The sequence below is a fragment of the bacterium SCSIO 12741 genome, from assembly GCA_024398055.1.
Taxonomy (GTDB): Bacteria; Bacteroidota; Bacteroidia; order Flavobacteriales_G; family Salibacteraceae; genus SCSIO-12741.
On the sequence record CP073749.1, the window covers coordinates 3,297,807 to 3,324,511 of the forward strand.

Here is a 26,705-nt window from a genome sequence, read left to right on the forward strand (position 1 = left end):
AGCGGTGAAGGAAATAATCTATTTTTGATAGGATCCCGGTTTTTTGTCGCGTATTTGACCCTTCGGTAGGGATCTCCAAAGTCTGATTTGATTGTAACGATTATGACAACGATTGTCATGTCTGACTTATTTATTTGTTATCCAAGAGCATGAAAAATCTGGTTATCATAGGAAACGGCATTGCCGGTATTACCACGGCTCGGACTGTACGCAAAAACAATCCGAATTATCGGATTACTGTGATTTCTTCCGAGACCAAACACTTCTTTTCTCGAACGGCGCTCATGTACATATACATGGGGCACATGAAGTTTGAGCACACCAAACCTTATGAAGATCACTTCTGGAAAAAGAATCGTATTGATCTCCTTCAACAGCATGTTCAACAGATTGATTTCGATCAAAAGAATCTTCATTTTTCGGACGGTACCAATATGGCCTACGATCAGTTGGTATTGGCTTTGGGATCAGCGCCAAACAAATTTGGATGGCCGGGTCAAGACCTTAAAGGAGTGCAGGGATTGTATTCTTATCCCGATCTGGAGCTGATGGAAGAAAATACCAAGGGAATCAAACAGGCGGTCATTGTTGGAGGAGGACTTATTGGTGTGGAAATGGCTGAAATGCTCAGATCCAGAGGTATTGATGTCACTTTTTTGGTTCGAGATCAATGGTTTTGGGGAAATGTTCTTCCGGAAAAAGAAGGCGAATTGGTGGCCCGGGAAGTTAGGCGCCATGGAGTTGACCTTAGATTCAATACCAATATGCTGGAGATCCTGGCCGACGAAACCGGAAGAGCCAAATCGGTAAAGACGGACCAGGGAGACGAAATTCCCTGCCAGTTTGTAGGATTGACAGCCGGAGTCCACCCAAATGTTGGGTTTTTAAAGGATTCTTCCTTGGAAATTAATCGGGGAATTGTGGTCGATGAATTTCTGCAAACCAATATTCCAGATGTTTTTGCCGCCGGCGATTGTGCTGAAATGAAGTATCCCTCTGCGGGTAGAGCACCTTTGGAACAGGTATGGTACACTGGTAGAATGATGGGGGAGGCCTTGGGAAAAACCTTAGCCGGAAACAAAACAGCTTACAAGCCTGGACATTGGTTCAACTCAGCCAAGTTTTTTGATATCGAATACCAAGTGTATGGTAGTGTTCCGTCGCGGCCTGTTGAAGGGCATGCTCAATTTTATTGGGAATCGGCGGATGGAAAAAAATGCTTGAAACTGGTTTTCGATAGCGAGTCTCGATTGTTAATAGGAGTACATGCCTTTGGCATTCGAATGAGACATGAAGTGTTGGATCGATGGTTTGGCCAAAAGAAAAAAGTGGATCACCTGATCCGCTACTTTGAGGATATCAATTTTGATCCTGAGTTCTATCGTTCATCAGGGCCGGAAATCAATCGATTGTTTAATCAGGAATGGGGCACAGCCCTTCAATTGGAGAAGAAAAGTTGGAAAAGAATATTAGGAATTTAGTTGGAGTATGGTGTTTTATGATGTTGACCCTGGGAGCTTGGGCTCAACCGCCTATCGATGGGTTTTCCAAGGGCAAAGGAAACCTGGATTTGGTGGGTGGACTCACCTTTGAATCTTTTAGCAAGTACTTTGCTCATGATGGGCCTGTTTCCATAAACCGGGCAACCACAGCGTTTAGCATTTTTGCCGCGGCTGGAATCACCGATCGACTTGATGCCCAAATCAATATTCCGGTGATCTATACAAAACCCGATCAGAGTGGCTTACAAGATTTGTCCATTTTCCTAAAATACGCCTGGATAAAAAGATCGTCAGATAACCATCATTTCACTTTGGGTACGGCCTTAGGTTTTAGCACGCCCATGATGGATTACCCAACACAATCACTCTTTGCAATAGGACAGCAGGCTACTTCTTTTGACGGTAGGATCTATGGGCAATACCGCTGGCCATCGGGATGGTTCGTAATGGCCCAAACCGGTTATACTTACCGCTTGGACCCGGTACCCTCATCTACCCCTGCAGCACTGAAGATTGGATTGGCCAAAGCCAAGTATTATTGGGATGTATGGTATGATTTTCAGCATGCTTATGGTGGAAACGATTACCGGGATGGAAACAACGCTTCCTTCCGGACCTTTGGTGTATCCTACCACAAGGTGGGAGGAACCTTTTACAAACCCTTTTCTTCCGGAAAATCCGGAGTAGCTTTAGGAGCCTTTTTTGTGATTTCCGGTCGAAATATCGGGCAATCCATTGGTGTTTCCGGGGCTTATATCTACAAAATTAAATACCGCAAGAATTGAACGTCAAGCAGATATCAGGAGTAGGTTTTAGTCTTTTTTCGCTGGGAATTCTATTCGCAGCCTGGTTAAATTGGGGAATTACAGGACACAGTATGGCACTTGTTCTCTGCTTGTCAGGGTTACTGGCTGGGGCCATTCTCTATTCTTATGGAACCTATGCTGGTAAAAGCGTTGGAATCAAAAACGATGGTGTTTGGTTTAATGCCTTAAGCAATCGGGGTTGGTTGGGTTGGATTGTGGGCGTGGTTTTGACTTCGTTTTATGTTCTACTTTATTGGTTTCCTGAGTACTTAGGTTTAGGTTCTGACGGAACGGCCAATACCGGTTTGATCGCCTTGTTTGATCCGTTGAGCCAGTTCTTTTCCGGAAAGCCCGCATCACATTGGTTTGCCTATGGTACACTTTATACGGTAGCTATTATTTCTTTGGGTATCAAGTTTCTATGGAAGTATAGAGGCAATCGTTATCAAGTTATTCGTACGTGGTCGGTTATGCTATTTCAGCTTCTTCTGGCTTATTTAATTCCCGAGATTCTGGAAGGCCTGAATCAAGGGCAAGCTTACTTTGCCAAGGACTTGAAATACATGTGGCCACTCAACTATTTCTTTTTTGATACCTGGCACCTAAACAACATGACCCAAGGTGGAAACTTGGGAATGTTTTACCTGGTTTGGGGAGTATTGCTGGTTCTCTTTGTAGCTCCTGTGATTACCTATTTTGTGGGAAAACGCTGGTATTGCTCTTGGGTGTGTGGCTGTGGCGGATTGGCCGAAACTGCGGGTGACTCTTTCCGTCAATTATCCGATAAGTCCTTGAAAGCCTGGAAAATTGAACGCATTTTAATCCATGCCGTATTGGTTTACATCGGCTTGGCAACGGCTATTGTACTTTATGGCTACTTCTTTAACACAGGCCAACTCTGGGGATTTGATATTTACCATTACGTTAGTCGGCCCTATGGATTTTTGATTGGAGCTGCTTTTAGTGGAGTTATTGGAGTTGGCTTTTACCCAGTTTTGGGTAGTCGGGTATGGTGTCGATTTGGTTGTCCTTTGGCAGCTTACCTCGGAATTATTCAACGGTTCAAATCTCGCTTTCGAATCACCACGAATGGAGGGCAGTGTATTTCCTGTGGAAATTGTTCTACCTATTGCGAGCAAGGTATAGATGTTAGATGGTATGCCCAGCGTGGGCAAAACATTGTTAGGGCCTCCTGTGTGGGCTGTGGTATCTGTTCCTCGGTTTGTCCACGCGGGGTGTTGAAATTGGAGAATGGACCTGAAGAAGGTCGTATCAATGATAACCCTATAATCATTGGAAAAGAGGTGAAAATTAACGAGAACCTATTGGGTGGTGAGTAAGTATTGGATGATTGGAGTTCAGGTTCTCCTGCTTGCAGTTGCTGGATATACTGCTTGGGCCAAACCTCACTGGGCAGATTGGTCTCAATGGGGACGAAATCCGGAGGATTTGCATAAGTCCTACCACAAGGCTTATTTTGACAATGGTCAACTACAGCTCGAGGGTTGGATGCACCAGGAGGAGAAATCAGGTTGGTGGTCTTCCTATTATTCCACAGGTCAATTGAAGACTCAGGGAGAATATGCTAAGGGAGATACCATTGGCACCTGGACTTTTTACGATTCCACCGGTTCCATTCGGGAAGTAAAAGTATTTTAGCCGTCTGGATGAAGCAGCAGGAAATTGTGGTGATTATTCCGGCGTTTAATGAAGAGAATGCCATTGGAAAAGTTCTGGCGGATATTCCCTCTAACTGGGTTAACGAGGTAATTGTGGTTGACAACAATTCCTCCGATCAAACCGCCCAAGCCGCAACTGATGCTGGGGCTACTGTGCTTCAGGAAACCTTTCAAGGTTATGGAGCCGCTTGCCTGAAGGGCATAGAGTACTGCCGCCAGCGATCGCCTCGCCCCGATATCATTGTATTTTTAGATGCCGATTATTCCGATTATCCGGAAGAATTACCCCATTTGGTCAATCCGATAAATAAAGATGGAATCGACATGGTGATCGGAAGCCGGGCTTTGGGTCAGCGTGAACGAGGATCTATGACTATACCTCAAGTATTTGGAAATTGGCTGGCAACCACTTTACTTCGATGGATTTATGGAGCAAAATTTACCGATTTAGGCCCATTTCGTAGTATTCGTTTTCCAGCTCTATTAGATTTGAATATGCAAGACAAAACCTATGGTTGGACGGTGGAAATGCAATTGAAGGCCGTGCGAAATGGGTTACGTTATGCCGAAGTTCCTGTGAACTACAGAAACCGGGTTGGTAAATCGAAAATATCCGGAACCGTAAAGGGTACCGTAATGGCTGGGTATAAAATTTTAATGACAATCTTTCAGTATAGTTGATGATGCAAGTGTTGATCTGGATTCTTTTTGTGGTTTATGGATGCTTGATGCTCTTCGTATTTAGCTATTCCATTATCCAGTTAAGTCTGGCTTTAAAATACCTCAAAAAGAAAAAAGAACTTCCAACAGATAGGGCGCAGGGGCCACTTCCCCAAGTAACTATTCAGTTGCCTGTTTTCAATGAAAAATACGTGGTGGAGCGGTTGATCAAGGCCACACTAAACATGGATTACCCTAAAGAGCTACTGGAGGTTCAGGTATTGGATGATTCAACCGATGAAACCCAGGAAATTACCCAGAAGTGGGTTGATTTTTATCAGGCGCAGGGATTCGATATTGTGAGAATTCACCGGACCAATCGTGCTGGATTCAAAGCGGGAGCCTTGGCCGAAGGTACTGAGGTAGCGAAGGGGGAATTCATTGCCGTTTTTGATGCCGATTTTCTGCCTCGAACCGATTTTCTTAGAGCTACTCTTCCTTCCTTTAAGGATGAACAGATAGGTATGGTGCAAACCCGCTGGGAGCATTTGAACCAGAATTACAATATGTTGACTCGCCTTCAGGCCTTTGGTTTGGACGCTCACTTCACAGTAGAACAGGCAGGGCGGAATGCTCTGGGGCATTTTATCAATTTTAATGGCACTGCAGGAATCTGGAGAAAGAAAACCATTTCGGATGCAGGAGGCTGGAATGCCGATACATTAACTGAAGACCTGGATCTGAGTTATCGAGCTCAACTAAAAGGATGGAAGTTTCTTTACCTGGAAGATCACGGTTCTCCTGCTGAACTGCCGGCTGCTATTCATGCTCTTAAAACCCAGCAATACCGCTGGACCAAAGGGGCTGCTGAATGTGCGGTTAAGAACCTACCCAAAGTTTTAAAGCAAAAAGAGTTACCCTGGGCCACCCGGATGCATGCCACTTTTCATTTGCTCAACAGCTTCGTGTTTGTTTGCATTTTGGTGACCGGAGTTTTAAGCGTTCCACTCTTGTTGATCAAGAGCGAATTTGCGCAGTACAATTTGGTTTTTGAAGTAGCTGCTATCTTCTCCATTAGTTTCTTGTTTTTGGCCCTTTTTTATGGGGCTGCTTGCCGGGTTCAATTCGATAATACCTGGAAGATGATACGGTATTTCGTTCAACATTTTCCACTCTTTTTGGCCATTTACATGGGGCTGTCTCTTCACAACGCCGTGGCTGTAGTGGAAGGATACCTGGGACGAAAAACTCCTTTTGTGAGAACACCCAAGTTCAATATTGTAGCCGAAAAGGGTGGATGGAAGGGCAATGCTTATCTCAAAGGGAAAGCCGGATTGTTTACCTATCTGGAGCTCATTCTTACCTTTTACTTTATTGCTGCTTTAGGAATCGGATATTACGTAAAGGATTGGGGGTTGTATCCCTTTCACATCATGTTGGCTTTTGGCTTCGGAACTATTTCGCTTTACTCATTGGTTCAGGTAAAAAATTAGGTCAAATCTTGTCGGTCAAATCCTTTAGGCGATCCCTTTCTTCCTGAGTGAGGTTTTCAATTCCCTTCTTTTGAATTTTGTCGAGTAGCGCATCAAGTTGTTGCTGCCTTGATGGCTCCGGGTCTCTGTAGAATTTGTTTCTGGGAGGAGGAGTCGCTTGAATGCCTTTGCTAAAGGACTTCAAAAGAAGGATGTTGGGGTAACGGTGAATCAGAAAGATAAAGATCACCGTAGGTAAAAATAGCAACCAGAACACCCAGCTATTAGCCGAGTAGGCCTGCGGAACCAAAGCCAATCCCATTACCAATCCCACCAAAGCTCCTCCCAGGTGAGCTTCATGTCCAATTCGATCACGTTGATTCTTTATGCCATAAATAGAGTAGGCCAAAAACAAGCACCCAAAGATCCAAGCCGGAATACCTATCGGAATAAAAAGCAGTCCGATTTTGGCTCCCGGAGCAATGAAAATACTAGCAAATACCAATCCGCTCACTGCCCCCGATGCACCTACGGCACTGTAATCGCCATGAGACCGATGAACGAATAAAGCCAAGAGATTTCCACCTATCATACTGGCAAAATACATGACCAGAAAACCGATTACGCCTATCCCTCTCATTAGCGAAATGCCAAAAGAGTAGAGGGCAAACATATTGAAGGCAAAATGGATCCAATCCACATGCAGAAATCCCGAGCTTACCATACGGTCATACTGCTTGAATCGCAAAACGCCATCTACAAGAAACATGTAGCGATTGAGAATCGAATACGATTGAAGTCCTTTGTAGGTAAAGTAGGCGGTAACCGCAATGATCAGTAAAAGAATGCCTTCCATGGTTCTGCTAATTTAGAAGGCTTTTCTCACATTTACCTCATAAAAAAGCTCAATTGTAAATCCACATTAAAACCGGCTTGTCGGAGGATGAAATCAAGTGATCCAGTTTTCGCATAAAATCGTTAGCAACGGCGGGACAGCCCCAGCCTTCCGGAGTACCTTCCGGGTAGACTTCATCATTGGAGACGGCCTCCCAAGAGTGTAGCACAATGATTCTGGAATAGGCTTTATTGTTGGATGACTCCAGCCCATGGAGTTTGTAGTTCACATGAATGCCCCATTGGCTATAACCTCGTTTACCAATCTTGTATTTGCCCAGGGAAGAGCAGTGACTTTCCGGAACATTGCTGAAAATAGGATTCTCCTTCGTTTCTGTACCCGACCAAGGGTGCTCGCAACTTCCATGGCTCACCATTCCTGATTGATCCGCAGATTGGCTTTCCAAATTCCATACAAAGAGTCGCTTTTTACCCGAATGGATGCCCATATCGATCAAAATGCAGAAATCGGTATTCATTCCATTCTCCTGGGCAAAAGTCAAGGCCTCCAGGCCCTTTTGAGAACGAATTTCAGGTCTCGATTCTTCCGATGGTTGGAAGGATCCCAGTAAGAAGAGGACTGCAACACCGAGCAAAGTACGAATCATAGTACCCAAGCAAACGATGGAGCACAAGAACTATTGCAGTCTATTCAGAATCGCCCACTAAGTAGTCAAGTGGGTCTCCTTCTTCATTTCCAACAATATCGGCATAGCGGTAGTATAGACCAACCATTAGAGAAACCATGAAGGCAGTGATAACTCCAGTGAGCACCACTTGCAAAGCATAGTTGAAAACCACGCCTACAAAAGGGATGAAGTTCAAAGCCATTCCCAAGAGTCCAATGATAAAAAACAAGGCCATGAGTACCAATCCAAAAAGAATGGATGCACCAAACAGTTTAAGCGCTCTGATCCAGGTAATGTGGCGGTGACTGAAGGTAATAGCATCGGATAAAGACTTGTTTCCTATGAGAAATGCAGGCAGGATGAGCAACCAGCGGTAAACGTACACAATGACGATGATACTACCGAAAAATGCACCTATGCCTCCAGCCAAATAGGATAAACCGGCAACCAAACCACCAAGCACGGCCAGCACCAGGTAAGAGAGAAGGATGAACCCGATAATGCGGAATATGCCACGATTCATAGAATCTTTAAAAGCTTTGCTAAAATCCACGGTATCATCAAAAACACGACGATTAACCAAGAGGAAATTTAGGTTGTATTGCCAAGCGGAGATAAGAATCATGATTAAGAAAAGAACCACCATTCCAGCGATGAAAGCCGGTGATTGAAACATGCTTACCATTTGAAGTCCAAAAGCCTGTGCAGCGGCAGGATCATTTTGAAGGTTTTGGATGGTCGTAAGATCGAAGTTCGCCGATTGGGCAAAAACGATGGCAAAAATTCCTGCTAACGGAATAAGGGTTAAAATGAAAAACAGGAGGGAGGCCAGAATTACTTGTGGTGAGGTCTTTTTGGTAAGTCCCATCACTTCATCGAAGATTCCACCTTTAAAAACAGAAGTATCAGACATGGTAAACGCGTTAGTTCGAAAAAGGTAAAGATAGATAATTGCTCAAGTTGCTTGCAAGAGCCGAGAGGAGAAAATAAAAACCCCTTGACGGACAAGCCGAAAAGGGGTTTTATGCTATGATAATCAGTCTACTTAGTAGTACTGCAATCTTCTTACTTTGGCAACGTATTTGGCCAAACGAATAACCTGCTTGGTGTAGCCATATTCGTTATCATACCATACGTAAAGTACCACGTTGTTTCCGTCTTTGCTCACGATAGTAGCAGGAGCATCGAATACAGAACAGCAGGTATTTCCAATGATGTCGTTAGATACCAATTCCTCATCCAAAGAGTAGTGGATCTGGTTTACCAACTTACCTTCCAAAGCTGCTTTCTTCACTTCAGCCAAAACCTCTTCTTTAGAAGTAGTCTTGTCAACAGTCAAGCTCAAAATGGCCAAAGATCCATTTGGAGTTGGAACACGCACAGCGTTAGCCGTCAACTTGTTCTCAAAGCTTGGAATTACTTTAGTTACCGCTTTACCAGCACCTGTTGAAGTGATAACCATGTTGATGGCAGCAGAACGACCACGACGTGGTTTCTTGTGCATGTTGTCCAACAAGTTTTGGTCATTGGTATAAGCGTGAACCGTTTCAATGTGTCCTTTAACTACACCAAAAGCGTCATCTACTACCTTCAATACAGGAGAGATAGCGTTAGTAGTACAAGAAGCAGCTGAGTAAATGTTTTCAGTTTCCAGATCTACAGTATCCTGGTTAATCGCGTAAACGATGTTTGGAATCTCTTTACCTGGAGCAGTCAACAATACTTTAGAAACACCTTTAGCTTTCAAGTGACGAGACAAAGCTTCACGGTTGTTGTAAACACCAGTGTTGTCAATCAAAAGTGCGTCGTGAATTCCGTAGGATTCGTAATCTGCATCTTCCGGTTGCTTGGCCTCGATCATGTTAATACGCTGACCGTTTAACAACAAGCATTTGTTTTCAACGTCAACTTCAACCGTTCCGTCGAAAGGACCGTGTACAGAATCGTTGCGCAACAAGGCAGCACGCTTGATAATTTGTTCTTCAGAAGCATTACGGGTAACGATAGCTCTCAATCTCAATTGCTGACCTTTACCAGCTTGCTTGATCAACTCACGAGCAGCCAAACGACCAATACGTCCAAATCCGAAAAGAACTACGTCACGAGGGGTGATTGGATCAGTATCGGCGTTGATGATATTGTTAAGCTTTTGCGAGATAAAGTCGTCTTGGTTTTCGAAATTGGCACTTTCGGTGCTCCATTCGTAAGCCAGTTTTCCGATGTCAATTTTAGCCGGTGGCAAATCCAGATTAGCCAATTTCTTAGCTAGCTCTGCAGATTCGTGAGCGTCAATTGGTTTACCAACAACGTTGGCTGCATAGTCGTGCAAGCGAAGGATTTCGGATGTGTTTTGATCCAACAAGTGGTTGCGGAACAAAACCAACTCAACCTGCTTTTCATACATGAGTTTTCCAACGGCAGCAATCAATTCAACGGCGGCTTGCTCACGGCTAACCCATTTGTTCAGAGCGGTGCTGTATTCAAGGGCTTCCTGGTTTAGGACTTCTGAAGACATGTGTTTTTAATTTTTACTTAAGCAATAAAAAAGCGCCTTCTCTTCATGAAAAGGCGCTGCAAAAGTACTACAATAATCTTGTAAGTAAATGATATAAATCAGCCCAAGTATGCCTTCAGCAATTTGCTACGCGAATTGTGCCGCAATCTGCGAATGGCTTTTTCTTTCAGCTGTCGTACGCGTTCTCGGGTAAGGTCAAAGCGGTCTCCGATCTCGTCCAGGGTAAGGCCTTGTTTTCGACCAATTCCATAAAATAATCGAACAACTTCTCTTTCCCTTTCCGATAGGGTAGTGAGGGACCTTTCAATTTCCTTGATCAGTGATTCGTGCATCAGGTTGTCGTCTGTGCTGGGCGAGTTTGAACTACTCAACACATCCAACAAACCGTGGTCTTCGCCTTCCTTAAAGGGTGCGTCCACCGACACGTGCCTTCCGGATACCCTCATGGTATCAGCTACTTTGATGCTGTCCATCTCGAGCGTCTCCGCAATTTCCGAAGCAGATGGTTCGCGTTCAAAGTGCTGCTCAAGCTGAGAGAAGGTTCGATTGATTTTATTCAACGAGCCTACCTGATTGAGCGGCAAACGAACAATCCGGGCCTGTTCAGCCAAGGCTTGCAAGATGCTCTGCCTGATCCACCAAACGGCGTAAGAAATAAATTTAAATCCTCGGGTTTCGTCAAACCTTCCTGCGGCTTTAATCAAGCCCACATTGCCTTCATTAATAAGGTCAGGAAGACTGAGTCCCTGGTTCTGATATTGTTTCGAAACCGATACTACAAATCGAAGGTTGGCCCTCACGAGCTTTTCGAGCGCTCTTTGATCGCCTTCCTTGATCCGCTTTGCCAATTCTACTTCCTCGTCGGCAGTAATCATTTCTTCCCGACTAATATCCTGAAGATATTTATCGAGTGATTTGCTTTCGCGGTTTGTGATCGACTTCGTGATTTTTAATTGCCTCATAACAACTTAGTATTCGTTCATTAATCGTTGTGCTACCCCTAGCTAAATCGGCTTTCAAAAATCTATGCTCTATCCTCTACATACCTATACCATAATAAGCAGCCCTACCGTTGGGGTAAATTCCTTCCACCAGTACGCCTCCTTTTTTATTATCGAGGGCATTTGACAAGTCTTGATAACTGCCAATGCGCTGCCCATCAATGCGTAAGATGATAAATCCTTCCCTAACTCCGGCCTTCATCAATTTTCCCGATTGGAGATCAATTACTTGAACTCCCGATGAAATTCCGAGGCGGCTTTTCTGTTTTTCTGTAATTTCCTCAAAATTCGCGCCAAGAACGGTCCGAATTCCTTCGTCCTTGCGGTCGATGATGTCGGTGTTTCCAAACTTGTTGCGAAGTACCAACGGAATCTCAATCGATTCATTGTCCCGAATCAAAGTAACCTTCACCTTATCTCCTGGGCGGAAATTACTTAGCTGTTCTTGCAATTCAGGTACATCATTGACCTGGCGGGAGTTAATGTGTGTAATCACATCTCCAGCCTCGATTCCAGCTTCTCGGGCAGATCCTTTTTCAGCCAAACCGGCTACATAGATTCCATCCCGGGTTTTAAGTTTTTCGCGTTCGGCCAATTCCGGTGTGATGTTTCGAATAGAAACTCCAATAAAGGCGCGTTGAACGCTGCCAAACTCCATTAAATCCTTTACCACCTTTCGGGTAATGTTTGCCGGTATAGCAAAGGAGTATCCCATAAAAGATCCGGTATTGGACTTAATCGCTGCATTGATCCCAATTAATTCTCCTTGAGCATTTACAAGTGCTCCACCACTGTTACCTGGGTTAACGGCAGCATCGGTTTGGATAAAAGCCTCCACAGCCGAGCTCCCATTAGGGTCATTCGTGGTCAAAATATTAATGTCTCTTCCTTTGGCGCTGATGATTCCAGCGGTCACGGTAGAGTTTAGGTTAAAGGGATTTCCTACTGCCAGTACCCATTCACCCACTTTGAGCATATCGGAATTTCCGTAGGACAAGTAGGGCAAGTTTTCTGCATCTACTTTCAATAGAGCCAAATCCGTAGAAGGATCTCGACCAATCACCTCGGCTTCAAAAACTTGCTTATCGTGCAAGGTTATTTTTACATTTTCAGCGCCCTCTACTACGTGATTATTGGTTACAATGTATCCATCATCCGAGATAATCACACCGGATCCTGTTCCCTCGGGTTGAGGATTGTAGCGAGGTCTTCCATAAAAGAGGTCAAACAGGGGATTGGACTGGTAATATTCCTGTCCAGAGTACACCGTTCTAACGTGTACAACCGATTCCAGGGACTTTTCAGCCGCAAAGGTTAAATCGGGTAGTGGATTTGGAACTCCAGGATTTCTGACCAATTGAGCAGGCACGGTTTCCTGCTGCACGACTACAGCCTGTTGCACAGGCTCAGGTTTGGCCACAAAATGGTAACCGGAAAGAGCGATGGCTCCTCCCAACAAAGCACTCAGAAATGTTTTCCAGGTCTGTTTCATATTCTTCAGGTAAATTTTTTGTTATTGGAATTAGGATGAACAATTCCTATACCTATAACTCCAATCTTACCCGATAGTTCAGATTTGGCAGGTTAACTAATGTTAAGCTCCCTTCCTGCCTATTTTCAAAAACCAAAAGGTGATTGTTTACTTACCCGTTCCATCTATAAAAACGTAATTTTGGAGGCATTAGTTGGTTCAATGATTGAGTTCTATAAATACGAAGGTGCCGGAAACGATTTTATATTGATCGATAACCGTGACCATATTTTCCAAGCGACCCCAGAAAAAGTAGAAGATATGTGCGACCGCCATTTTGGCATTGGAGCAGATGGATTGATCCTACTTGAAAACGCCGAGGGTTATGATTTTCGAATGGTTTATTTCAATTCGGATGGTCACGAGAGCACCATGTGTGGCAATGGCGGACGCTGCATTGTCAAGTTTGCTTATGACCTGGATCTGATTGGAATCAATACCTCATTCGTGGCCATAGATGGTCCCCATCAGGCAGAGGTATTGGGGGAGTCCAAAATTAGCCTGGAGATGATCGATGTTGTTGAAGTGGAACAGGTAGGGAGTGACTATTTCCTGGATACTGGTTCACCTCATTACGTGAGAAAAGTGCCGGACGTGGGCGGAATGGACTTGGTTCGTTCAGCTCGATCCATTCGCTACAACGAGAGATTTCAACAGGAAGGAACGAACGTCAATTTCTTCGAACCTCTGGAAGATCGATTAATGATTCGGACCTATGAAAGAGGAGTGGAGGACGAAACCCTGGCTTGTGGTACAGGTATTACCGCGGTAGCTCTGGTAGCTGAGCTTACCGGTCAAAATACCCATGAAGGCCACTCACACCTGGTCGCCAGAGGTGGAACACTGGAAGTTTATTATGATCGTGAAGGAAACGAGTTTAATAACATCCGCTTGGTAGGTCCTGCCAAATACGTGTTCAAGGGCGAATGGCCTTCTGAATAAATTATCCTGGAATTTTATCTACCCCAAAGCGAAGAATAGTCTTAAGTTTTTCTGGGTCCACTTTTCTAAAATCGGATAAGTAGATCTCACGGTGGATTTTGGATAATCGGGTACTGCCCATTTTTTTAGTAAAATCTTCCATTCGGGCAAAACTTGCTGGTTCGTCATCGTAACTTCCGACGTGCATCATTTGTACACATGGTCCTTCCTGAATACGTTCAATCTTGATCTGTTCCACCAGTGGATTGCTTTTCTTTTTCAAGACTTCCTGGCGGATGTGTTCCATGTATTCCAGAGGAATATAGTCAGGCTGCCGAATCATTAGGTTGAAAACCAAATCGTCCTTGGAAAATGTTCCCGTAAACGTCCTTTTGGCTTCTTCGTTAAGGTCCCAAACTCCTTCCAGCGGATAAACTGTGAAATCCTGGTAGCCTTCCGGTTGCAACGCCTCTTTTTTGAGGTTCATTTTTAGGCCATAAGCCAGGGAATATAAAGCTCCAATGTATTCAGAAAAGGACTCGCTATTTGGGTTCCCTTCTCCCGCCAGGGTGATAAATTGAAAGGATGGAACATCGATAAACTGAGGTTCAGTTTTAGGCTGATAAATGGATTTCTCCTTTTTGCGCCATTCGTGCTTTGTCATATCACAAAATGCTTTGATAAACGATGGTTTGAATTTTCCATTGGCCGTCTTCCTTAATCAAGTTGATGTAATCACAGCCTTTTAAGCCTTGCGACCATTCCATTTCCAATTTGACTACTGCCGTTCGATCCTGTGCATCCAGAATGTTCATGGTCCTTGGGGTGTCAGGCATAATGTTGTCTTGGTTGAAGGTGACGACCCACTCTTTGATTTCGGCAATACCAACGGTTGAAACATCCAGCCATTTTTTGTTTTCATGGTCGTATATGAAACCTGTTTTGGTGGCATCTTTCGTGAATTGATTGTCGATTAAATCCGTGTCCATTTTCTGAAATGCCAGGGGGTAAGATTGTGCGGCATTCAGAATTTCATGCTTTTCCATTTTGCGTCGTTTGATTTGTTGACCCAAAAGTAGAACGGGGATGTGACAGCCCTATGTCAGGGGGAGGCGACTTTGTCGCCTAGTGCGAGTGTGAGGTTCGAGAAGCGAGGGAAGGGGGAGTTGAGAATCGAGAATTGAGAATCGAGAGTGGAGAGTTGAGAATCGAGAGTGAGAATAAAAATGCGGGATTGCTTGATTAAGGGCATAGTAAATTTGCTCCCTTAATTGGGAAATCTAATTCAGTAAAATAAGGGGATAGCTTTTAGGCCAAAGAATAAACCTCGACTCTCAAGACTCGGGCTCGCTCCTCCTAATGGTTCAGCATCACCGGCATAACCAGCATCAGCAAGTTCTCGTTTTCGTCGTTTCCATCGGCTGGAAGTAATAATCCGGCACGATTCGGAACTGACATTTCGAGAACTACATGCTCGCTTTCGATGTTGCTTAACATCTCGATTAAGAAGCGGGAGTTGAATCCGATTTCGATATCTTCTCCTTCGTGGTCACAAGTCAAGCGTTCGTTTGCTTCGTTGGAGAAATCCAAGTCCTCGGCAGAGATGGCCAACTCGTTTCCAGTAATCTTCAAACGAACCTGGTGAGTAGTCTTATTGGAGAAGATAGAAATACGCTTGATAGAGCTCAAGAAAGAAGAGCGATCAACCGTTACTCGATTTGGGTTTTCCTTTGGAATTACCGCATCGTAGTTCGGGTACTTTCCATCAATCAGACGACAGATCAAGGTCACATTTTCGAAAGCGAAGAAAGCGTTTGTATCGGTAAATTCAACCTTTACTTCACCATCAGCGTTAGACAAAAGTCCCTTAAGCAGAGTCGCTGGTTTTTTAGGTAGAATGAAAGATGCACCCTTATCGGACTTAGCATCCATTCTGCGGTAACGTACCAGTTTATGAGCATCTGTGGCCACGAAGGTCACATTATCTGTATTCAATTCGAAAAACACGCCTGACATCACCGGACGCAATTCATCATTGCCACTGGCAAACAAGGTCTTGTTCACCGCATTGTACAGAATGTCCATGTTCATGGTAATTCCCGTTGGAGATTCCAATTCAGGAGTCTTTGGGAATTCCTCACCATTGTGACCGGCCAATTTATATTTACCATTGTCGGTAACAACCTCCACTGAAAAATTATCCGGATCTACGTTGAATGTCAACGGTTGCTCAGGAAAAGTTTTTAGCGTGTCAAGCAAAAGCTTAGCAGGGATGGCCACATGAATATCTTTTTCAGCTTTATCCAGCTTAATGGATGTGGTCATAGTGCTTTCCAGGTCAGAAGCAGAAACAGTCAACTCTTCACCTTCAATGTGAAAAAGGAAATTTTCTAAGATAGGAAGGGTACTGCTTGCGTTTAATACACCGGAAATGGCGCTCAATTCTTTCAGTAATACAGAGCTCGAAACAATGAATTTCATAAATGACTCAAGTTAGGTGAGTGTTACGCAAACAAAATTATTTTTTTGATGGGTAGGCCCAAACAATTTTGCCGCGATGGGCCGGGTATTTATCAACAAAAGCTAAGCAGTTGTTCACAGTTTTTCGAGTGCCCTTCCCGGTTTAGGGAGTTGGAGTACCTCGAAAAAAGGAAAGCGGAGCGGTAAGTGGGTCAAAAACAAAATATTGGGCAATGACCAGTCCCTCTCCATTTATGGAAATGTACATCCGGTCCATATCATAGTCCAAAATTTGCTGCTCGAAGTCCTGGTAGCCTTCTGGAACGGGCTTTTTGTAGGTGGCAACTTCAGTTTTGTTTCCACTTTCATCCGTTACAGTAAACACATGCTGAACAGGAGATCCAATTTGCAGAGAATCAAGAAATTGCTGCGATTTTGTTTCTTCTCGACCCTCGTAGCTAATTTGCTTAAAACGAATTACATAATCGCGGATAATGGCTTGATTGGCGTCTGGGACAACGTTGCCATTAGCATCCTTCAATAAGTAACTTTCCTCTCCATTCTTCACGATTTCGAACGACTTACCAGGTTCTTGAACATGCTCTAATTTGATGGAAGAAATGGTTTTGACCAATTCCCCAGGATAAGACCAAATCGAGTTGTCTTGCCACAAGTTTGGATTCGTTGGATACCGAGGTCCTAAATAACCATAATGCCCTTCTATGTGCATCAGAAAGGGAACAGTGGAATTATCCAACAGCATGTAGGTACCAGTATGTTCAGCATTTGCGCCACCCACGAAATAGACTTTGGTAGGCACATCCTGGTAGTTGCTATAGACCTCCACTTTTGTCGATTTAGCGGCCAGTTTTTTTACCACCAAGTCAAATTGAGCCTTAGATACCGGAGTACGAACTTTGATGTTTTTTAGGGTACTCAAAAGCACATTAACCACATCTTGACGAGCTTTAATATCTCCATTAACCATCCAGCCGTTTTCGGTTCGTTCTACCGTTAGAGTTCTGTTGGCTTTATCAGCGAGAAAAACTTTAGTAACTGCACCCGTATCTTCAATGGCAAAATCGGTCAATTGAGATTGAATGGTGGAATTGTTTTTCCCTCCTAAAATCCAGGCTGCAACTCCCAGAATTACGGCCAGTACCAACAAAAAGACAAATCCTTTTTTCATCGACGGGTATATTTTCTTCTTCTCCAGTAATAGCTAATTAAGCCGTACAGCAATATGATCAATACGGGAACGACAGTGTTCACCAGCTGCCAGGAGAATTTTTGTTTTTCAATTCGGGGACGGTCAAGCAAGCGCATTTTAAACTCCTTGGCTCGTACATTCAGCAATCCGGAATCATCGAGTAGGTAGTTCATGCAATTCATGATAAAGTCTTTGTTGGCATAAATTCTACGGGTGTAGCGGTCAAATCCAAGGGCGTAGAATTCGTTGGTATTTCGGTTTACCCGGTTGCGGATGATGTCAGCGTCGGCTACAAAAATCTGCTTGGTCGGATAACTCGATTCACGGAAAGCGATTCCTTGATTCTGGGCAATTTTATCCACCAATCGATTCTTAAAATTGGAGGTGAATTTTCCTTCTACAAGAACGGCCAGAGGTTGTGGGCCGAGGTTAAACTGCCGTGGATCGGGCTCCATTCTCAAAATGTTTAGGCTCACTCGATTAGGTGTGCTAACTACTTTGGAGTAATCCGATGAGGTAAGCAAAACGGTCTTTTTGATCGCCGTATCCTTTCCTACAAAGTCAATGGTAGAAATGAATTCCGATTTAATGGCATCCAGGTTCTTAACAATAGCATGCTGTTTTCCCGGAATAATCATGGGGAAATAGAACCAAGGGAATAACTCTTGTCGTGGTTGATTTCCAATTTGACCTGTAACAACGGGAATGGGCATAGACTGCATATCCATCACCAAATCCCGATTGATTCGAACCCCATAGCGGAAAAACTGATCATCCAGGTTCAAGTCTCTTGGAAGTGCCAAAGTGGTTGAAGCCGATTGCAAAGAATCCATGGTAATGGAAACGGGTTCAACTAACCAAAGTGCCTTTCCACCATACATCACGAATTGATCCAGAATGAACTTGTTCTTCTCGTCAAAAGCTGAATCCGGACCGGCTACAATAACCGCATCATATCCTTCCAAAGCCCGAAGTTGGTGATTAAGAGTAACCTCCTCAACAGCGTAAAATTCAAGCAGCGATTTTTTAATGTCCGCCATAGAGGCTTCATCCAGTTCTCCGTGCCCTTGCAAAATGGCCACCCGCTTTTTGTTCACGGTCATCAGATTGCGAAGAATACTTGAGAATTCATACTCCAACTGCTGGATGGAGTTGTTGATCATTAAAGGCTCTGGAACACCCAATTGAGTGCGCAGTAATTGCCAGGGGAGGGTGCGGTCTTTGTAAGTGACCATGGCACCGGCAAATATGACTTTCTGAGAAGCTTCTTCCACCGATTCTTTTCGGAGGGTAGTGGGCTTGAGTCCTTCTTTAACCAGTTTGTTGTAAACCCTTTCACGCTCTTCCTCATTGGGATTAGCTGATGGGTCGATAAATTCATATTGAAGATTGTCGCCGGTATAGGCTCGGAACTCATCCAACAATTCTTGGGTGGCTTCTCTCAGCTTTTTGTAGTCGGCTGGAAGATCTCCGTCGAGGTAGACACGAACGTAAACGAAATCGTCTAACTCCTGAGCCTGTTCGAGGGAAACTTCAGAAAGTGAATAACGCTTATCGGAAGTAAGGTCTATTCGGGAAAAGAAAAAAGAACCCAAGTAGTTGAGAAGAATCAAAACGACGATTCCCACCACCAATTGCAATATGTCGGTATACTTACGACTCATGGTTTACCACTTCCGAGTGTCTAATTTCAATTTGGTGAGGAGCATGAACAAAACGATCAAGCTCAAAAAGTAGATGACATCGCGGGAATCAATTACCCCACGACTCATGGAGATGTAGTGCTCGTTGATACCCAGTTTTAAGATAACGTGATCCGCAATTCCTAAAATCTCGAGGCTACTAATCGACTCCAATCCAACGTAAAGAAAGAAGCACAGGAAAACGCCGAGAATAAAAGACACAATTTGATTAACCGAAATAGAAGAGGCAAATAAACCAATAGCGACAAAGGCGGATGCTAAAAAGACCAAGCCGGCATATGATCCCCACATGGCTCCGGTGTCCACATTAAAAGGAGGTGCGCCTAATACACTAACCGTGTAGAAGTAAAGCAGGGTGGGAACCAGAGTGAAAATTACCAAGAGGATTCCAGCCAAATATTTGCTTACAATGATTTGCCAGTCGCTCACGGGCTTGGTCAGAAGAAGTTCAATAGTTCCGGTTCTTTTTTCTTCCGAAAACATCCGCATGGTAATGGCCGGGGCCAGAAACATAAATACCCAGGGAGCTAATACAAAGAGGGAATCAATATTCGCATAACCGGCATCCAGCAAATTGTAGCTACCCGGAAATACCCAGAGGAACAATCCTACGGCGAGCAGAAAGATGATCATGACTATGTATCCGATCAGGGAATTGAGGAATCCGCTTATTTCTTTTCTCAGTAGGGTGACCATAAATGGAAATCAGCGGCCAAAATTAGTACAAAATGCCAGTGTCCGTCTCGAAATAAATGTGAATAAGCCAGTGGCGGGATTTGAATGACGGCAGGTCAACGAAGTATGCTAATTTTGCAGCCAATTTTTTACAAGTTATGGAAGTCTTAAAATTTGGGGGTACCTCGGTTGGAAGTCCGGAGCGTATGAGGCAGATAGCCACGCTTATTACGGGCGGAGAGAAGAAGATTGTGGTGTTGTCGGCGGTTAGTGGAACCACGAACACATTGGTTGAAATCTGTCAGTCTCTTTATAAGAAGGATCAGGATCGTGCACTTGAATTGATCGACGGACTCGAAGAGCGTTACCGGGAATTTATTTCGGAATTAGTTACAGAAAGCCGTGAGGGGGAAGAAGTATTGGAGCTTGTTCTCGCCATGATCAATGGAATTCGCTCGTTTACCCGAAAACAGATTAACCTCTTCATTGAGCGTTCCATTTTGGCTCAGGGAGAGTTGATTTCCACCCATATTTTCTACTACTACCTAAAGAGTATTGGAGTAAAGGCTGTGTTGCTACCAGCCCTCGATTTTATGCGGGTAGACGATAAAGACGAGCCAGACAGCCGTTTTATTGAAGAGAATCTGGAATTTGAAGTTTCTAAGTATCCAGGGAAAGAACTGTTTATTACCCAGGGATACATCTGCCGTAATGCCTATGGTGAAATCAGCAACCTCAAAAGAGGAGGAAGCGACTACACGGCTTCTTTGATTGGTTCTGCCATTCGGGCCAATAGTATTCAGATCTGGACCGATATCGACGGTATGCACAACAACGACCCTCGGGTAGTTGAGCAAACTATGCCGATAAGTGAACTGTCTTTTGAAGAAGCAGCAGAGCTTGCCTACTTCGGTGCCAAAATTCTACACCCGGCGAGTATTCGTCCAGCAAAGGAGCAAAATGTTCCGGTATGGTTGAAGAATACCATGAAGCCCGAGGCTCACGGTACCTTGATTCACAGCAAAACTTCGCAATCCGGATTCAAGGCCGTAGCTGCTAAGGATGGCATTACCGCGATTAAGATTCGCTCCGGGCGAATGCTTATGGCCTACGGTTTCCTGAGAACTGTTTTTGAAATTTTTGAGCGTTACAAAACGCCAATCGATATGATCACCACCTCTGAGGTGGCGGTTTCTGTTACCATTGACGATGATACTCATTTGGCAGAAATCGTGAGAGAATTGGAAGAAATCTCTAATGTGGAAGTGGATAGCGATCAAACCATTGTTTGTGTGGTTGGAGACTTCGTACACGGTGGCCATGGATATGCTGCACGCATTTTTGAGGCCTTGAACAGCATTCCTATCCGTATGATTTCTTACGGCGGGAGCAGCCACAATATCTCTGTCCTCGTGAAATCGGAATTCAAACAAGAAGCCCTGCAGCAATTGAATACTCACCTTTTTAATCTGTAAGTATGAATTCAAAAAGGATAGAGGAATTCGAGGGGCATGAAACGCCCTTTTATTTCTACGATTTGCCCTTGCTTCGGGAAAATCTTGAATCGCTCAAAGCGGCCAGTGATCCTCATGATTACCAGGTACACTATGCCCTAAAAGCGAACACCAATCCTAAGATTCTGGAAATTGTTCAGTCCTATGGATTGGGTGCCGATTGCGTAAGCGGAAACGAGGTTAAGGCTGCTGTTGAAAGTGGTTTTCCTTCAGATCATATTGTTTTTGCCGGAGTAGGTAAAGCCGATTGGGAAATCAATTATGCTTTGGATCAAGACATCTTTTGTTTCAATTGCGAAAGTCTGGAAGAGCTTAAGGTTATTAACGAATTAGCTCGGGCCAAAGGCAAAAAGGCGAATGTGGCGTTACGATTGAATCCCAACGTAAATGCGCATACCCATGCCTATATCACCACTGGATTGGAGGAAAACAAGTTTGGGATCAATCTTTGGGAATTGGATCAAGTGTTGGAATTGCTCAAAGAATGTGAGCAAATTGAGCTTAAAGGTCTTCACTTCCATATTGGATCGCAGATAACCGAACTATTCCCTTTCAAAAATCTATGCAATAAGGTAAATGAGATTCAGGAATGGTTTTACAATCATCGAATCATTGTAGATCATATTAACCTGGGCGGTGGCTTGGGAATTGACTACATGAATCCGGATGAGAATGCCTACCCGGATTATAAAGCCTACTTCGATCTGTTCAAGCAATTTTTAAAATTGCGCCCACATCAGCAGGTTCATTTTGAATTGGGACGCAGCATCATGGGCAATATGGGAACCTTGGTCTCACGAATTCTGTACGTGAAAAGAGGACTCAAAACCAATTTTTTGGTGCTCGATGCTGGCATGACTGAACTTATTCGGCCCGCTTTGTACCAGTCTTATCACAAGATTGAGAACTTGAGTAAAGGACATTTGGACGGTGAGCGTGAAAAGTATGATGTTGTGGGGCCCATTTGTGAGTCTTCAGATTCCTTTGGCAAAGCCGTTGAACTCCCTCTATCAGAACGAGGAGATTTGATTGCCATACGATCGGCTGGAGCCTATGCCGAAGTAATGGCATCTTCTTACAATATGCGGGAAAAGGCTGAAGTGTTATTTGGGTAACACTCTTTTTAAGAGGTGGCCTTTATACTTGCATCAAAATATTGAACATGGATTCCTATTTACGGACGACTGAAAACGTATACAAAGAAGCTGCCCTAACTCCTGATGTAGGGCTTTGCTGTACCACAACTCCCATTTGGCAACTGCCAGGTTTGGAGATTCCTAAGATTATGCAGGAAATGAATTACGGTTGCGGAAGCACCGTCAATTCCCGGGACCTGGTCAATGAGCCTACAGTACTGTATGTTGGAGTAGGAGGAGGAATGGAGTTGTTGCAATTCAGTTATTTCAGTCGACGTAAGGGCGGTGTTATTGGTCTCGACGTAGTAGACGAAATGCTGGAAGCTTGCGAACGAAACTTTGTGGAAGCGGAGGCTCAAAACGATTGGTTCAAGAAAGACTTCATCGATTTACGTAAAGGCAATGCCTTGGAACTTCCCATTGAAGACTCCACGGTAGATGTTGCTGCTCAGAATTGCTTGTTCAATATTTTTACTCAAGAAGATCTCAAAAAGGCCTTGGCCGAAATGTACCGGGTGCTTAAGCCTCATGGTCGTTTGGTTCTATCCGATCCGATTTGTGATCAGGAGATGCCTGAAAACTTACAGAAGGACGAAAAGCTACGTGCCTTGTGTTTGAGTGGAGCTATGCCGCTTAAAGATTACTTGAAAATGATTACTGATGCTGGATTTGGAACCGTGGAAGTACGGGCCAAAAGACCCTACCGTATTCTTGATCCGGAGCATTACGATACTAATGAGCTGATCTACATTGAAAGTGTGGAGGTATGTGCCATTAAAGATCCAATGCCCGAAGATGGACCGTGCGTTTTTACGGGAAAAACGGCCATTTATTACGGTAATGAGGAATACTTGGATGATCACAAGGGGCATATCATGATGCCGAATCAGCCCTTGTCGGTATGTGATAAAACGGCTGGTGCACTGGCTTCCTTAAATCGCTCTGACTTATTTATTTCCGATTCCACCTGGTTTTATGATGGTGGTGGATGCTGCTAAATAAAAAAGGCCGGAGAGACGCATTCCCCGGCCTTTTTGGTCCCACATGACCCAAAAACTCCCCCTGAGCGGGTCAATGGGTTTCTTTAGTCCCTGTAGATCACTATTCGGTGCACTTGACTTTGTCCGCTCCTTTCCACTCGGATTAGGTATTCACCGTTATAACAGGTTCTGGTGTCTAAGTAGTTGATAGTACTCCCAGGTTGAATGATTTTGGATTGTACCAAACGACCATCCATGCTGAATAGGGAAATCTTAATCTCTTCTTTTACTAAATTACCTAAAGCTTGAACCGCAATAAAATCGGTAGCAGGATTTGGGTAGATTAGAATTTTGTAGTCTTGGTTCGCTGCATTCTCAGTTGATGTGGTTCCACCAGAGGGATCGTAGGTGTCCACGGTTTCGCTAATAGAAACGGAGTTTTGACCGCCCATAGCTACGAAATTATCTTCTTCGACCACACCGTAGTATTCGGGGCCTACCACATAGGGATAGGCTGAATTCCAAAATTCATCAACGGTAGTATAGTAAGCATAGGTGCCTCCGGGATATTCAGGGGTAATGGCAAATCGTCCATTGTATTCATCCAGATCACCATTTCCGGTAAACTCATAGTCTTCTCTAAAAAAGCCAAGCGGGTAGGTGGCATCCACCACTGGGCCTGCACTTACTGACTGTCCGTTTGCATAGGTGGTACGGGTTGTAATGTTTCTCAATTCGTAGCCTGAAACCATTCTTTTAATTCCACCGGTTCCATCCGTATTGGCGTGGGCAAAAGCTCCGTATACGGGATAACCATCAAATGCATAACCGAGCAGGGGAGAGTGTTTGGTACTGTCCATCGCATAAAGGCCATCAGCAAGGTAGAGGTCACACACATTGGAAACCTGCTGAAGGTCAAGATTAAAAGCTGTTGGATTTTGATGGTGATGATAGCTTCCGCCTTCCAAGGTTCCACCAGGTCCCGGAGGTCCGCTGAAGATGGGAGAGGGATGTCCCTTGGCACAGTCAAAGCCATCATTTTCGGCCACGATCGCATCCCGATTCCAAACGCCTTCATTGTTGTACGAATATCCATCCTTGTAATCGTAGATAGGCACTCCATTGATGAATACTCCAATGGGGCCCAAAGGTGTTTCGGTCAATGTTCCCGAGTTTTTAACCGGATTTCTTGGAATCTGAAATAACCAGTTGTTATTGGTCGCCATGGCGGGATTGCCATCTAAATAGGGACCAATTATGTAAGAGGGGATACCACTACAATTGACATAGACATTGTCGTTGGAGTAGCGTATTTTTTGCACATTGGCCTTGGCCGTATCTGAAATAGGAGTAGAGTTTCCTGATACATAATGTTGCCCCGTAATACCCGTGGTATTGATGATCCACTGGGTTATTTCCGGGTCGGAAATTTGGCCCTGAGCCCATGAAACGAGCAAAAGAGAAAGGAGTAGAGAGAGAATGCTTTTCATATCCGAGTAATTTGTTTCTGTACTATTAGACGGTATGTTTTTCGAATTCCTTCGAAGGATCTAAAAAAATAAAACAATTTCCTTAACGATCTTAAATTAAGAAGGTTGCGATGTATTATTTAACGTGGGAAGGAGTGTTTTGGATTGAATAGAAACTCCTTGTCGGTAAGGGTAAGCAAAAAGACCTGTAGATCGATTCTATCATGGGAAGAAAGTGGGATTCCCTCTTGAAGTTCTGGTGAAAGGGTAGGGTGAGCTTGGATGCCTTTTGAATAATGCTTAAGCACATCATACAGGTTTTCGAAGCGTCCATCGTGCATGTAGGGATAGGAAAATTCAATGTTTCGCAGGGTGGGCACTTTGAACAATAGGGAATCAGCTGGGCTTTGGGAAATTCTCATTCGGCCCCAGTCGTTGAGTGTAGTATCCACCGGTAAGCCATTATTGCGAAACTGATGGTTGGTAAAAAGAGGTTCGGTGTGGCAATTGTTGCAGTGTTTTTGAAAGAGTTGATATCCTTTCATCTCTTGATCTGTGAAGGCAACACCACTATCTCCTCTTCTAACTTGGTCGTACTTTGAATTGGCACTGATTAAGGTGAGCTGAAATTGGGCCAGAGCCTTAAGCAAATGTTCGCCGGTAATGCTGTCTGAACCGAAGGCTTTTTTGAACCATTGCGGATATCGCCTGGTTCCTTGCAGTTTGGTTAGTACCTGAGGTAGATCTTCGCCCATTTCATCAGGGTGAGAAATAGGAGCCAAGGCTTGTACGTCGAGGTGATTAATTGCACCATCCCACATCAACAAGTCGCTCCAGGCCAGGTTGATCAAAACGGGAGAATTGCGAATTCCAATACGACCATCAATCCCATGACTTAGGTCGTGATCTACATGGGTAAACGCCGTGAATTGCAAATGGCAACTGCTACAGGATATAGTACTGTCTTTCGATAGGATTGGGTCATAAAAGAGTTGCCGGCCGAGTTCAATTTTTGCTGGGCTAAGATTTTGGAGGGTTGCTTCATATTTGGAATCCGGCCAACCTTTGGGTATAGGAATTTGATATCCCACCTCTCTTTTGGCCATCCAGGATAGGCAGAGCAGAACAGAGATTAGAGAACCGTATTTCAGCAAAATTTTCAAGGTGAAGTGCGAAAGATTTGTGAACTAATCGTGGCCAATTCACTGGCCCTTTGTCCAGGTATCATTAGTTCAGGTTCCTCCGTCAAATTCAATTGCGAAAGGAATTCATCCAGGTAAATGCCAATTTCAAGATTTTCTCCCGGTGCGCTCTTGATCGTTACCGATTGAGCAGTAGAATAGGGGGGGAGATAGCCACCTATATGGTATTGAAAACGATTTTTCCGGGTAGTACAGAGTTCACTTTTTCCTTCCAACTTAAAGTTAATGTAGCCGCTGTTCCAGGTCCAGTACATGCCCAAGGTGGGATCCAAATCACCTCCATAGGCACCGGATACGTTCGTTAAACTATCTACCCCAATTTGAAAGCGTACCTGATCATAAAACACTTGGGGAGGAAGTGATACTTTCCGGCTTAATGTGTTTGGTTTCCAGGCATCCAGCAGAAAATAGCGCGTTTCTTCCTTCCACACGACCTTACCATTTTTTAAAAACTCCAGGCCAGATACATAGCATCGGAATTTTGACAGTTTTAAGGGCTTCTTCTGGTAGCTAAAATCGCTGTTTTTAGGGGATAGTTTCTGTCCTGCAAATTGAGGGATATAAGTCACGTTGATCTCCGATTGCGCCCAGGAATTGCCCATCGGAAGCCATACCAGAACTGCCGCAACCAACAGAACGCTAATCTCTTGTAGCTTTTTGGTGTTCATACCTGCCTATTAGACGTAAAAGAAATGGAAATCCTTCGATACTACAGGCAATTCCTTGGATTTAATTCCGGCATATAC

25 protein-coding genes are annotated in these 26,705 nt (G+C 44.2%); 10 read left to right on the top strand and 15 right to left on the bottom strand.

Going from position 1 to position 26,705, the window contains the following annotated elements; genetic code table 11:
• Positions 1-149 precede the first annotated feature (149 nt).
• The 6 genes from KFE98_14035 (at position 150) to KFE98_14060 (ending at position 6,140) form a co-directional block, all read left to right on the top strand.
• Positions 150-1,481: an NAD(P)/FAD-dependent oxidoreductase gene (locus KFE98_14035; protein UTW61130.1), complete on the top strand. Its 1,332-nt coding sequence runs from the start codon at positions 150-152 to the stop codon at positions 1,479-1,481.
• 17 nt (positions 1,482-1,498) lie between these two features.
• A complete protein-coding gene (locus tag KFE98_14040; GenBank protein ID UTW61131.1) occupies positions 1,499-2,287 on the top strand; it encodes a hypothetical protein in 789 nt (262 codons plus the stop codon).
• Positions 2,288-2,379: 92 nt separating this feature from the next.
• Positions 2,380-3,648 (top strand): 4Fe-4S binding protein, encoded by a 1,269-nt coding sequence (locus tag KFE98_14045; GenBank protein ID UTW64715.1) that lies wholly within the window; start codon positions 2,380-2,382, stop codon positions 3,646-3,648.
• Positions 3,641-3,967: a hypothetical protein gene (locus KFE98_14050; GenBank protein ID UTW61132.1), complete on the top strand. Its 327-nt coding sequence runs from the start codon at positions 3,641-3,643 to the stop codon at positions 3,965-3,967. Before KFE98_14045 ends, KFE98_14050 begins: the two co-directional genes overlap by 8 nt.
• Before the next feature lie 8 nt (positions 3,968-3,975).
• Positions 3,976-4,668: a glycosyltransferase family 2 protein gene (locus tag KFE98_14055; protein ID UTW61133.1), complete on the top strand. Its 693-nt coding sequence runs from the start codon at positions 3,976-3,978 to the stop codon at positions 4,666-4,668.
• A 2-nt stretch (positions 4,669-4,670) separates the two neighbouring features.
• Positions 4,671-6,140, top strand: a complete 1,470-nt coding sequence (locus tag KFE98_14060) for a glycosyltransferase family 2 protein (GenBank protein ID UTW64716.1) — start codon at positions 4,671-4,673, stop codon at positions 6,138-6,140.
• 1 nt (position 6,141) lies between these two features.
• Here KFE98_14060 and KFE98_14065 read toward each other — a convergent pair whose 3' ends face one another.
• The 6 genes from KFE98_14065 to KFE98_14090 all read right to left on the bottom strand — a co-directional run bounded on the left by KFE98_14065 (position 6,142) and on the right by KFE98_14090 (position 12,650).
• Positions 6,142-6,975: a rhomboid family intramembrane serine protease gene (locus KFE98_14065; GenBank protein UTW61134.1), complete on the bottom strand. Its 834-nt coding sequence runs from the start codon at positions 6,973-6,975 to the stop codon at positions 6,142-6,144.
• Positions 6,976-7,024: 49 nt separating this feature from the next.
• Complete coding sequence (locus tag KFE98_14070; protein UTW61135.1) at positions 7,025-7,621, bottom strand: murein L,D-transpeptidase catalytic domain family protein; 597 nt, start codon at positions 7,619-7,621, stop codon at positions 7,025-7,027.
• A 40-nt stretch (positions 7,622-7,661) separates the two neighbouring features.
• On the bottom strand, positions 7,662-8,555 hold the full coding sequence (locus tag KFE98_14075; protein ID UTW61136.1) for a hypothetical protein: 894 nt from the start codon (positions 8,553-8,555) through the stop codon (positions 7,662-7,664).
• 132 nt (positions 8,556-8,687) lie between these two features.
• On the bottom strand, positions 8,688-10,157 hold the full coding sequence (locus tag KFE98_14080) for a glyceraldehyde-3-phosphate dehydrogenase (protein UTW61137.1): 1,470 nt from the start codon (positions 10,155-10,157) through the stop codon (positions 8,688-8,690).
• A 98-nt stretch (positions 10,158-10,255) separates the two neighbouring features.
• Complete coding sequence (locus KFE98_14085; protein ID UTW61138.1) at positions 10,256-11,119, bottom strand: RNA polymerase sigma factor RpoD/SigA; 864 nt, start codon at positions 11,117-11,119, stop codon at positions 10,256-10,258.
• Positions 11,120-11,195: 76 nt separating this feature from the next.
• Positions 11,196-12,650 (bottom strand): Do family serine endopeptidase, encoded by a 1,455-nt coding sequence (locus tag KFE98_14090; GenBank protein ID UTW61139.1) that lies wholly within the window; start codon positions 12,648-12,650, stop codon positions 11,196-11,198.
• A 201-nt stretch (positions 12,651-12,851) separates the two neighbouring features.
• Between KFE98_14090 and KFE98_14095 the strand changes: the two genes are divergently transcribed.
• Positions 12,852-13,631: a diaminopimelate epimerase gene (locus KFE98_14095; GenBank protein ID UTW64717.1), complete on the top strand. Its 780-nt coding sequence runs from the start codon at positions 12,852-12,854 to the stop codon at positions 13,629-13,631.
• Between the two features lies 1 nt (position 13,632).
• On the opposite strand, the gene KFE98_14100 is transcribed toward KFE98_14095, so the two are convergent.
• The 6 genes from KFE98_14100 to gldF all read right to left on the bottom strand — a co-directional run bounded on the left by KFE98_14100 (position 13,633) and on the right by gldF (position 19,679).
• Positions 13,633-14,274 (bottom strand): GyrI-like domain-containing protein, encoded by a 642-nt coding sequence (locus KFE98_14100; GenBank protein ID UTW61140.1) that lies wholly within the window; start codon positions 14,272-14,274, stop codon positions 13,633-13,635.
• 1 nt (position 14,275) lies between these two features.
• Positions 14,276-14,656, bottom strand: coding sequence for a nuclear transport factor 2 family protein (locus KFE98_14105; GenBank protein UTW61141.1), 381 nt, complete (start codon positions 14,654-14,656; stop codon positions 14,276-14,278).
• Positions 14,657-14,966: 310 nt separating this feature from the next.
• Positions 14,967-16,091 carry a DNA polymerase III subunit beta gene (gene dnaN / locus KFE98_14110; protein ID UTW61142.1) on the bottom strand — a complete coding sequence of 375 codons (1,125 nt, stop codon included), beginning with the start codon at positions 16,089-16,091 and terminating at the stop codon, positions 14,967-14,969.
• A 142-nt stretch (positions 16,092-16,233) separates the two neighbouring features.
• Positions 16,234-17,259, bottom strand: a complete 1,026-nt coding sequence (locus tag KFE98_14115; protein ID UTW61143.1) for a hypothetical protein — start codon at positions 17,257-17,259, stop codon at positions 16,234-16,236.
• Positions 17,256-18,944, bottom strand: a complete 1,689-nt coding sequence (gene gldG / locus KFE98_14120; GenBank protein UTW61144.1) for a gliding motility-associated ABC transporter substrate-binding protein GldG — start codon at positions 18,942-18,944, stop codon at positions 17,256-17,258. Before gldG ends, KFE98_14115 begins: the two co-directional genes overlap by 4 nt.
• 3 nt (positions 18,945-18,947) lie before the next feature.
• Entirely contained in the window at positions 18,948-19,679 is a 732-nt protein-coding gene (gene gldF, locus KFE98_14125; GenBank protein UTW61145.1) for a gliding motility-associated ABC transporter permease subunit GldF, read from the bottom strand.
• A 137-nt stretch (positions 19,680-19,816) separates the two neighbouring features.
• Between gldF and KFE98_14130 the strand changes: the two genes are divergently transcribed.
• Genes KFE98_14130 through arsM form a run of 3 tightly spaced genes read left to right on the top strand, consistent with a single transcriptional unit; the run spans position 19,817 to position 23,306 of the window.
• On the top strand, positions 19,817-21,133 hold the full coding sequence (locus KFE98_14130) for an aspartate kinase (GenBank protein ID UTW61146.1): 1,317 nt from the start codon (positions 19,817-19,819) through the stop codon (positions 21,131-21,133).
• A 2-nt stretch (positions 21,134-21,135) separates the two neighbouring features.
• Entirely contained in the window at positions 21,136-22,287 is a 1,152-nt protein-coding gene (lysA, locus tag KFE98_14135; protein ID UTW61147.1) for a diaminopimelate decarboxylase, read from the top strand.
• A gap of 47 nt (positions 22,288-22,334) precedes the next feature.
• Positions 22,335-23,306 (top strand): arsenosugar biosynthesis arsenite methyltransferase ArsM, encoded by a 972-nt coding sequence (arsM, locus tag KFE98_14140; protein UTW61148.1) that lies wholly within the window; start codon positions 22,335-22,337, stop codon positions 23,304-23,306.
• Positions 23,307-23,392: 86 nt separating this feature from the next.
• Here arsM and KFE98_14145 read toward each other — a convergent pair whose 3' ends face one another.
• The 3 genes from KFE98_14145 to KFE98_14155 all read right to left on the bottom strand — a co-directional run bounded on the left by KFE98_14145 (position 23,393) and on the right by KFE98_14155 (position 26,627).
• On the bottom strand, positions 23,393-24,778 hold the full coding sequence (locus KFE98_14145) for a YHYH protein (GenBank protein UTW61149.1): 1,386 nt from the start codon (positions 24,776-24,778) through the stop codon (positions 23,393-23,395).
• A 119-nt stretch (positions 24,779-24,897) separates the two neighbouring features.
• A complete protein-coding gene (locus tag KFE98_14150; GenBank protein UTW64718.1) occupies positions 24,898-25,863 on the bottom strand; it encodes a cytochrome-c peroxidase in 966 nt (321 codons plus the stop codon).
• Positions 25,864-25,916: 53 nt separating this feature from the next.
• Positions 25,917-26,627: a hypothetical protein gene (locus KFE98_14155; protein ID UTW61150.1), complete on the bottom strand. Its 711-nt coding sequence runs from the start codon at positions 26,625-26,627 to the stop codon at positions 25,917-25,919.
• Positions 26,628-26,705 lie beyond the last annotated feature (78 nt).

What these genes read in the sequence shown, in the direction of transcription:
- KFE98_14035 (UTW61130.1), top strand. Translation starts at nt 150, where the DNA reads ATGAAAAATCTGGTTATCATAGGAAACGGCATTGCCGGTATTACCACG.
- KFE98_14040 (UTW61131.1), top strand. Translation starts at nt 1,499, where the DNA reads ATGATGTTGACCCTGGGAGCTTGGGCTCAACCGCCTATCGATGGGTTT.
- KFE98_14045 (UTW64715.1), top strand. Translation starts at nt 2,380, where the DNA reads ATGGCACTTGTTCTCTGCTTGTCAGGGTTACTGGCTGGGGCCATTCTC.
- KFE98_14055 (UTW61133.1), top strand. Translation starts at nt 3,976, where the DNA reads ATGAAGCAGCAGGAAATTGTGGTGATTATTCCGGCGTTTAATGAAGAG.
- KFE98_14060 (UTW64716.1), top strand. Translation starts at nt 4,671, where the DNA reads ATGCAAGTGTTGATCTGGATTCTTTTTGTGGTTTATGGATGCTTGATG.
- KFE98_14065 (UTW61134.1), bottom strand. Translation starts at nt 6,975, where the DNA reads ATGGAAGGCATTCTTTTACTGATCATTGCGGTTACCGCCTACTTTACC.
- KFE98_14070 (UTW61135.1), bottom strand. Translation starts at nt 7,621, where the DNA reads ATGATTCGTACTTTGCTCGGTGTTGCAGTCCTCTTCTTACTGGGATCC.
- KFE98_14075 (UTW61136.1), bottom strand. Translation starts at nt 8,555, where the DNA reads ATGTCTGATACTTCTGTTTTTAAAGGTGGAATCTTCGATGAAGTGATG.
- KFE98_14080 (UTW61137.1), bottom strand. Translation starts at nt 10,157, where the DNA reads ATGTCTTCAGAAGTCCTAAACCAGGAAGCCCTTGAATACAGCACCGCT.
- KFE98_14085 (UTW61138.1), bottom strand. Translation starts at nt 11,119, where the DNA reads ATGAGGCAATTAAAAATCACGAAGTCGATCACAAACCGCGAAAGCAAA.
- KFE98_14090 (UTW61139.1), bottom strand. Translation starts at nt 12,650, where the DNA reads ATGAAACAGACCTGGAAAACATTTCTGAGTGCTTTGTTGGGAGGAGCC.
- KFE98_14095 (UTW64717.1), top strand. Translation starts at nt 12,852, where the DNA reads ATGATTGAGTTCTATAAATACGAAGGTGCCGGAAACGATTTTATATTG.
- KFE98_14100 (UTW61140.1), bottom strand. Translation starts at nt 14,274, where the DNA reads ATGACAAAGCACGAATGGCGCAAAAAGGAGAAATCCATTTATCAGCCT.
- KFE98_14105 (UTW61141.1), bottom strand. Translation starts at nt 14,656, where the DNA reads ATGGAAAAGCATGAAATTCTGAATGCCGCACAATCTTACCCCCTGGCA.
- dnaN (UTW61142.1), bottom strand. Translation starts at nt 16,091, where the DNA reads ATGAAATTCATTGTTTCGAGCTCTGTATTACTGAAAGAATTGAGCGCC.
- KFE98_14115 (UTW61143.1), bottom strand. Translation starts at nt 17,259, where the DNA reads ATGAAAAAAGGATTTGTCTTTTTGTTGGTACTGGCCGTAATTCTGGGA.
- gldG (UTW61144.1), bottom strand. Translation starts at nt 18,944, where the DNA reads ATGAGTCGTAAGTATACCGACATATTGCAATTGGTGGTGGGAATCGTC.
- gldF (UTW61145.1), bottom strand. Translation starts at nt 19,679, where the DNA reads ATGGTCACCCTACTGAGAAAAGAAATAAGCGGATTCCTCAATTCCCTG.
- KFE98_14130 (UTW61146.1), top strand. Translation starts at nt 19,817, where the DNA reads ATGGAAGTCTTAAAATTTGGGGGTACCTCGGTTGGAAGTCCGGAGCGT.
- lysA (UTW61147.1), top strand. Translation starts at nt 21,136, where the DNA reads ATGAATTCAAAAAGGATAGAGGAATTCGAGGGGCATGAAACGCCCTTT.
- arsM (UTW61148.1), top strand. Translation starts at nt 22,335, where the DNA reads ATGGATTCCTATTTACGGACGACTGAAAACGTATACAAAGAAGCTGCC.
- KFE98_14145 (UTW61149.1), bottom strand. Translation starts at nt 24,778, where the DNA reads ATGAAAAGCATTCTCTCTCTACTCCTTTCTCTTTTGCTCGTTTCATGG.
- KFE98_14150 (UTW64718.1), bottom strand. Translation starts at nt 25,863, where the DNA reads ATGGCCAAAAGAGAGGTGGGATATCAAATTCCTATACCCAAAGGTTGG.
- KFE98_14155 (UTW61150.1), bottom strand. Translation starts at nt 26,627, where the DNA reads ATGAACACCAAAAAGCTACAAGAGATTAGCGTTCTGTTGGTTGCGGCA.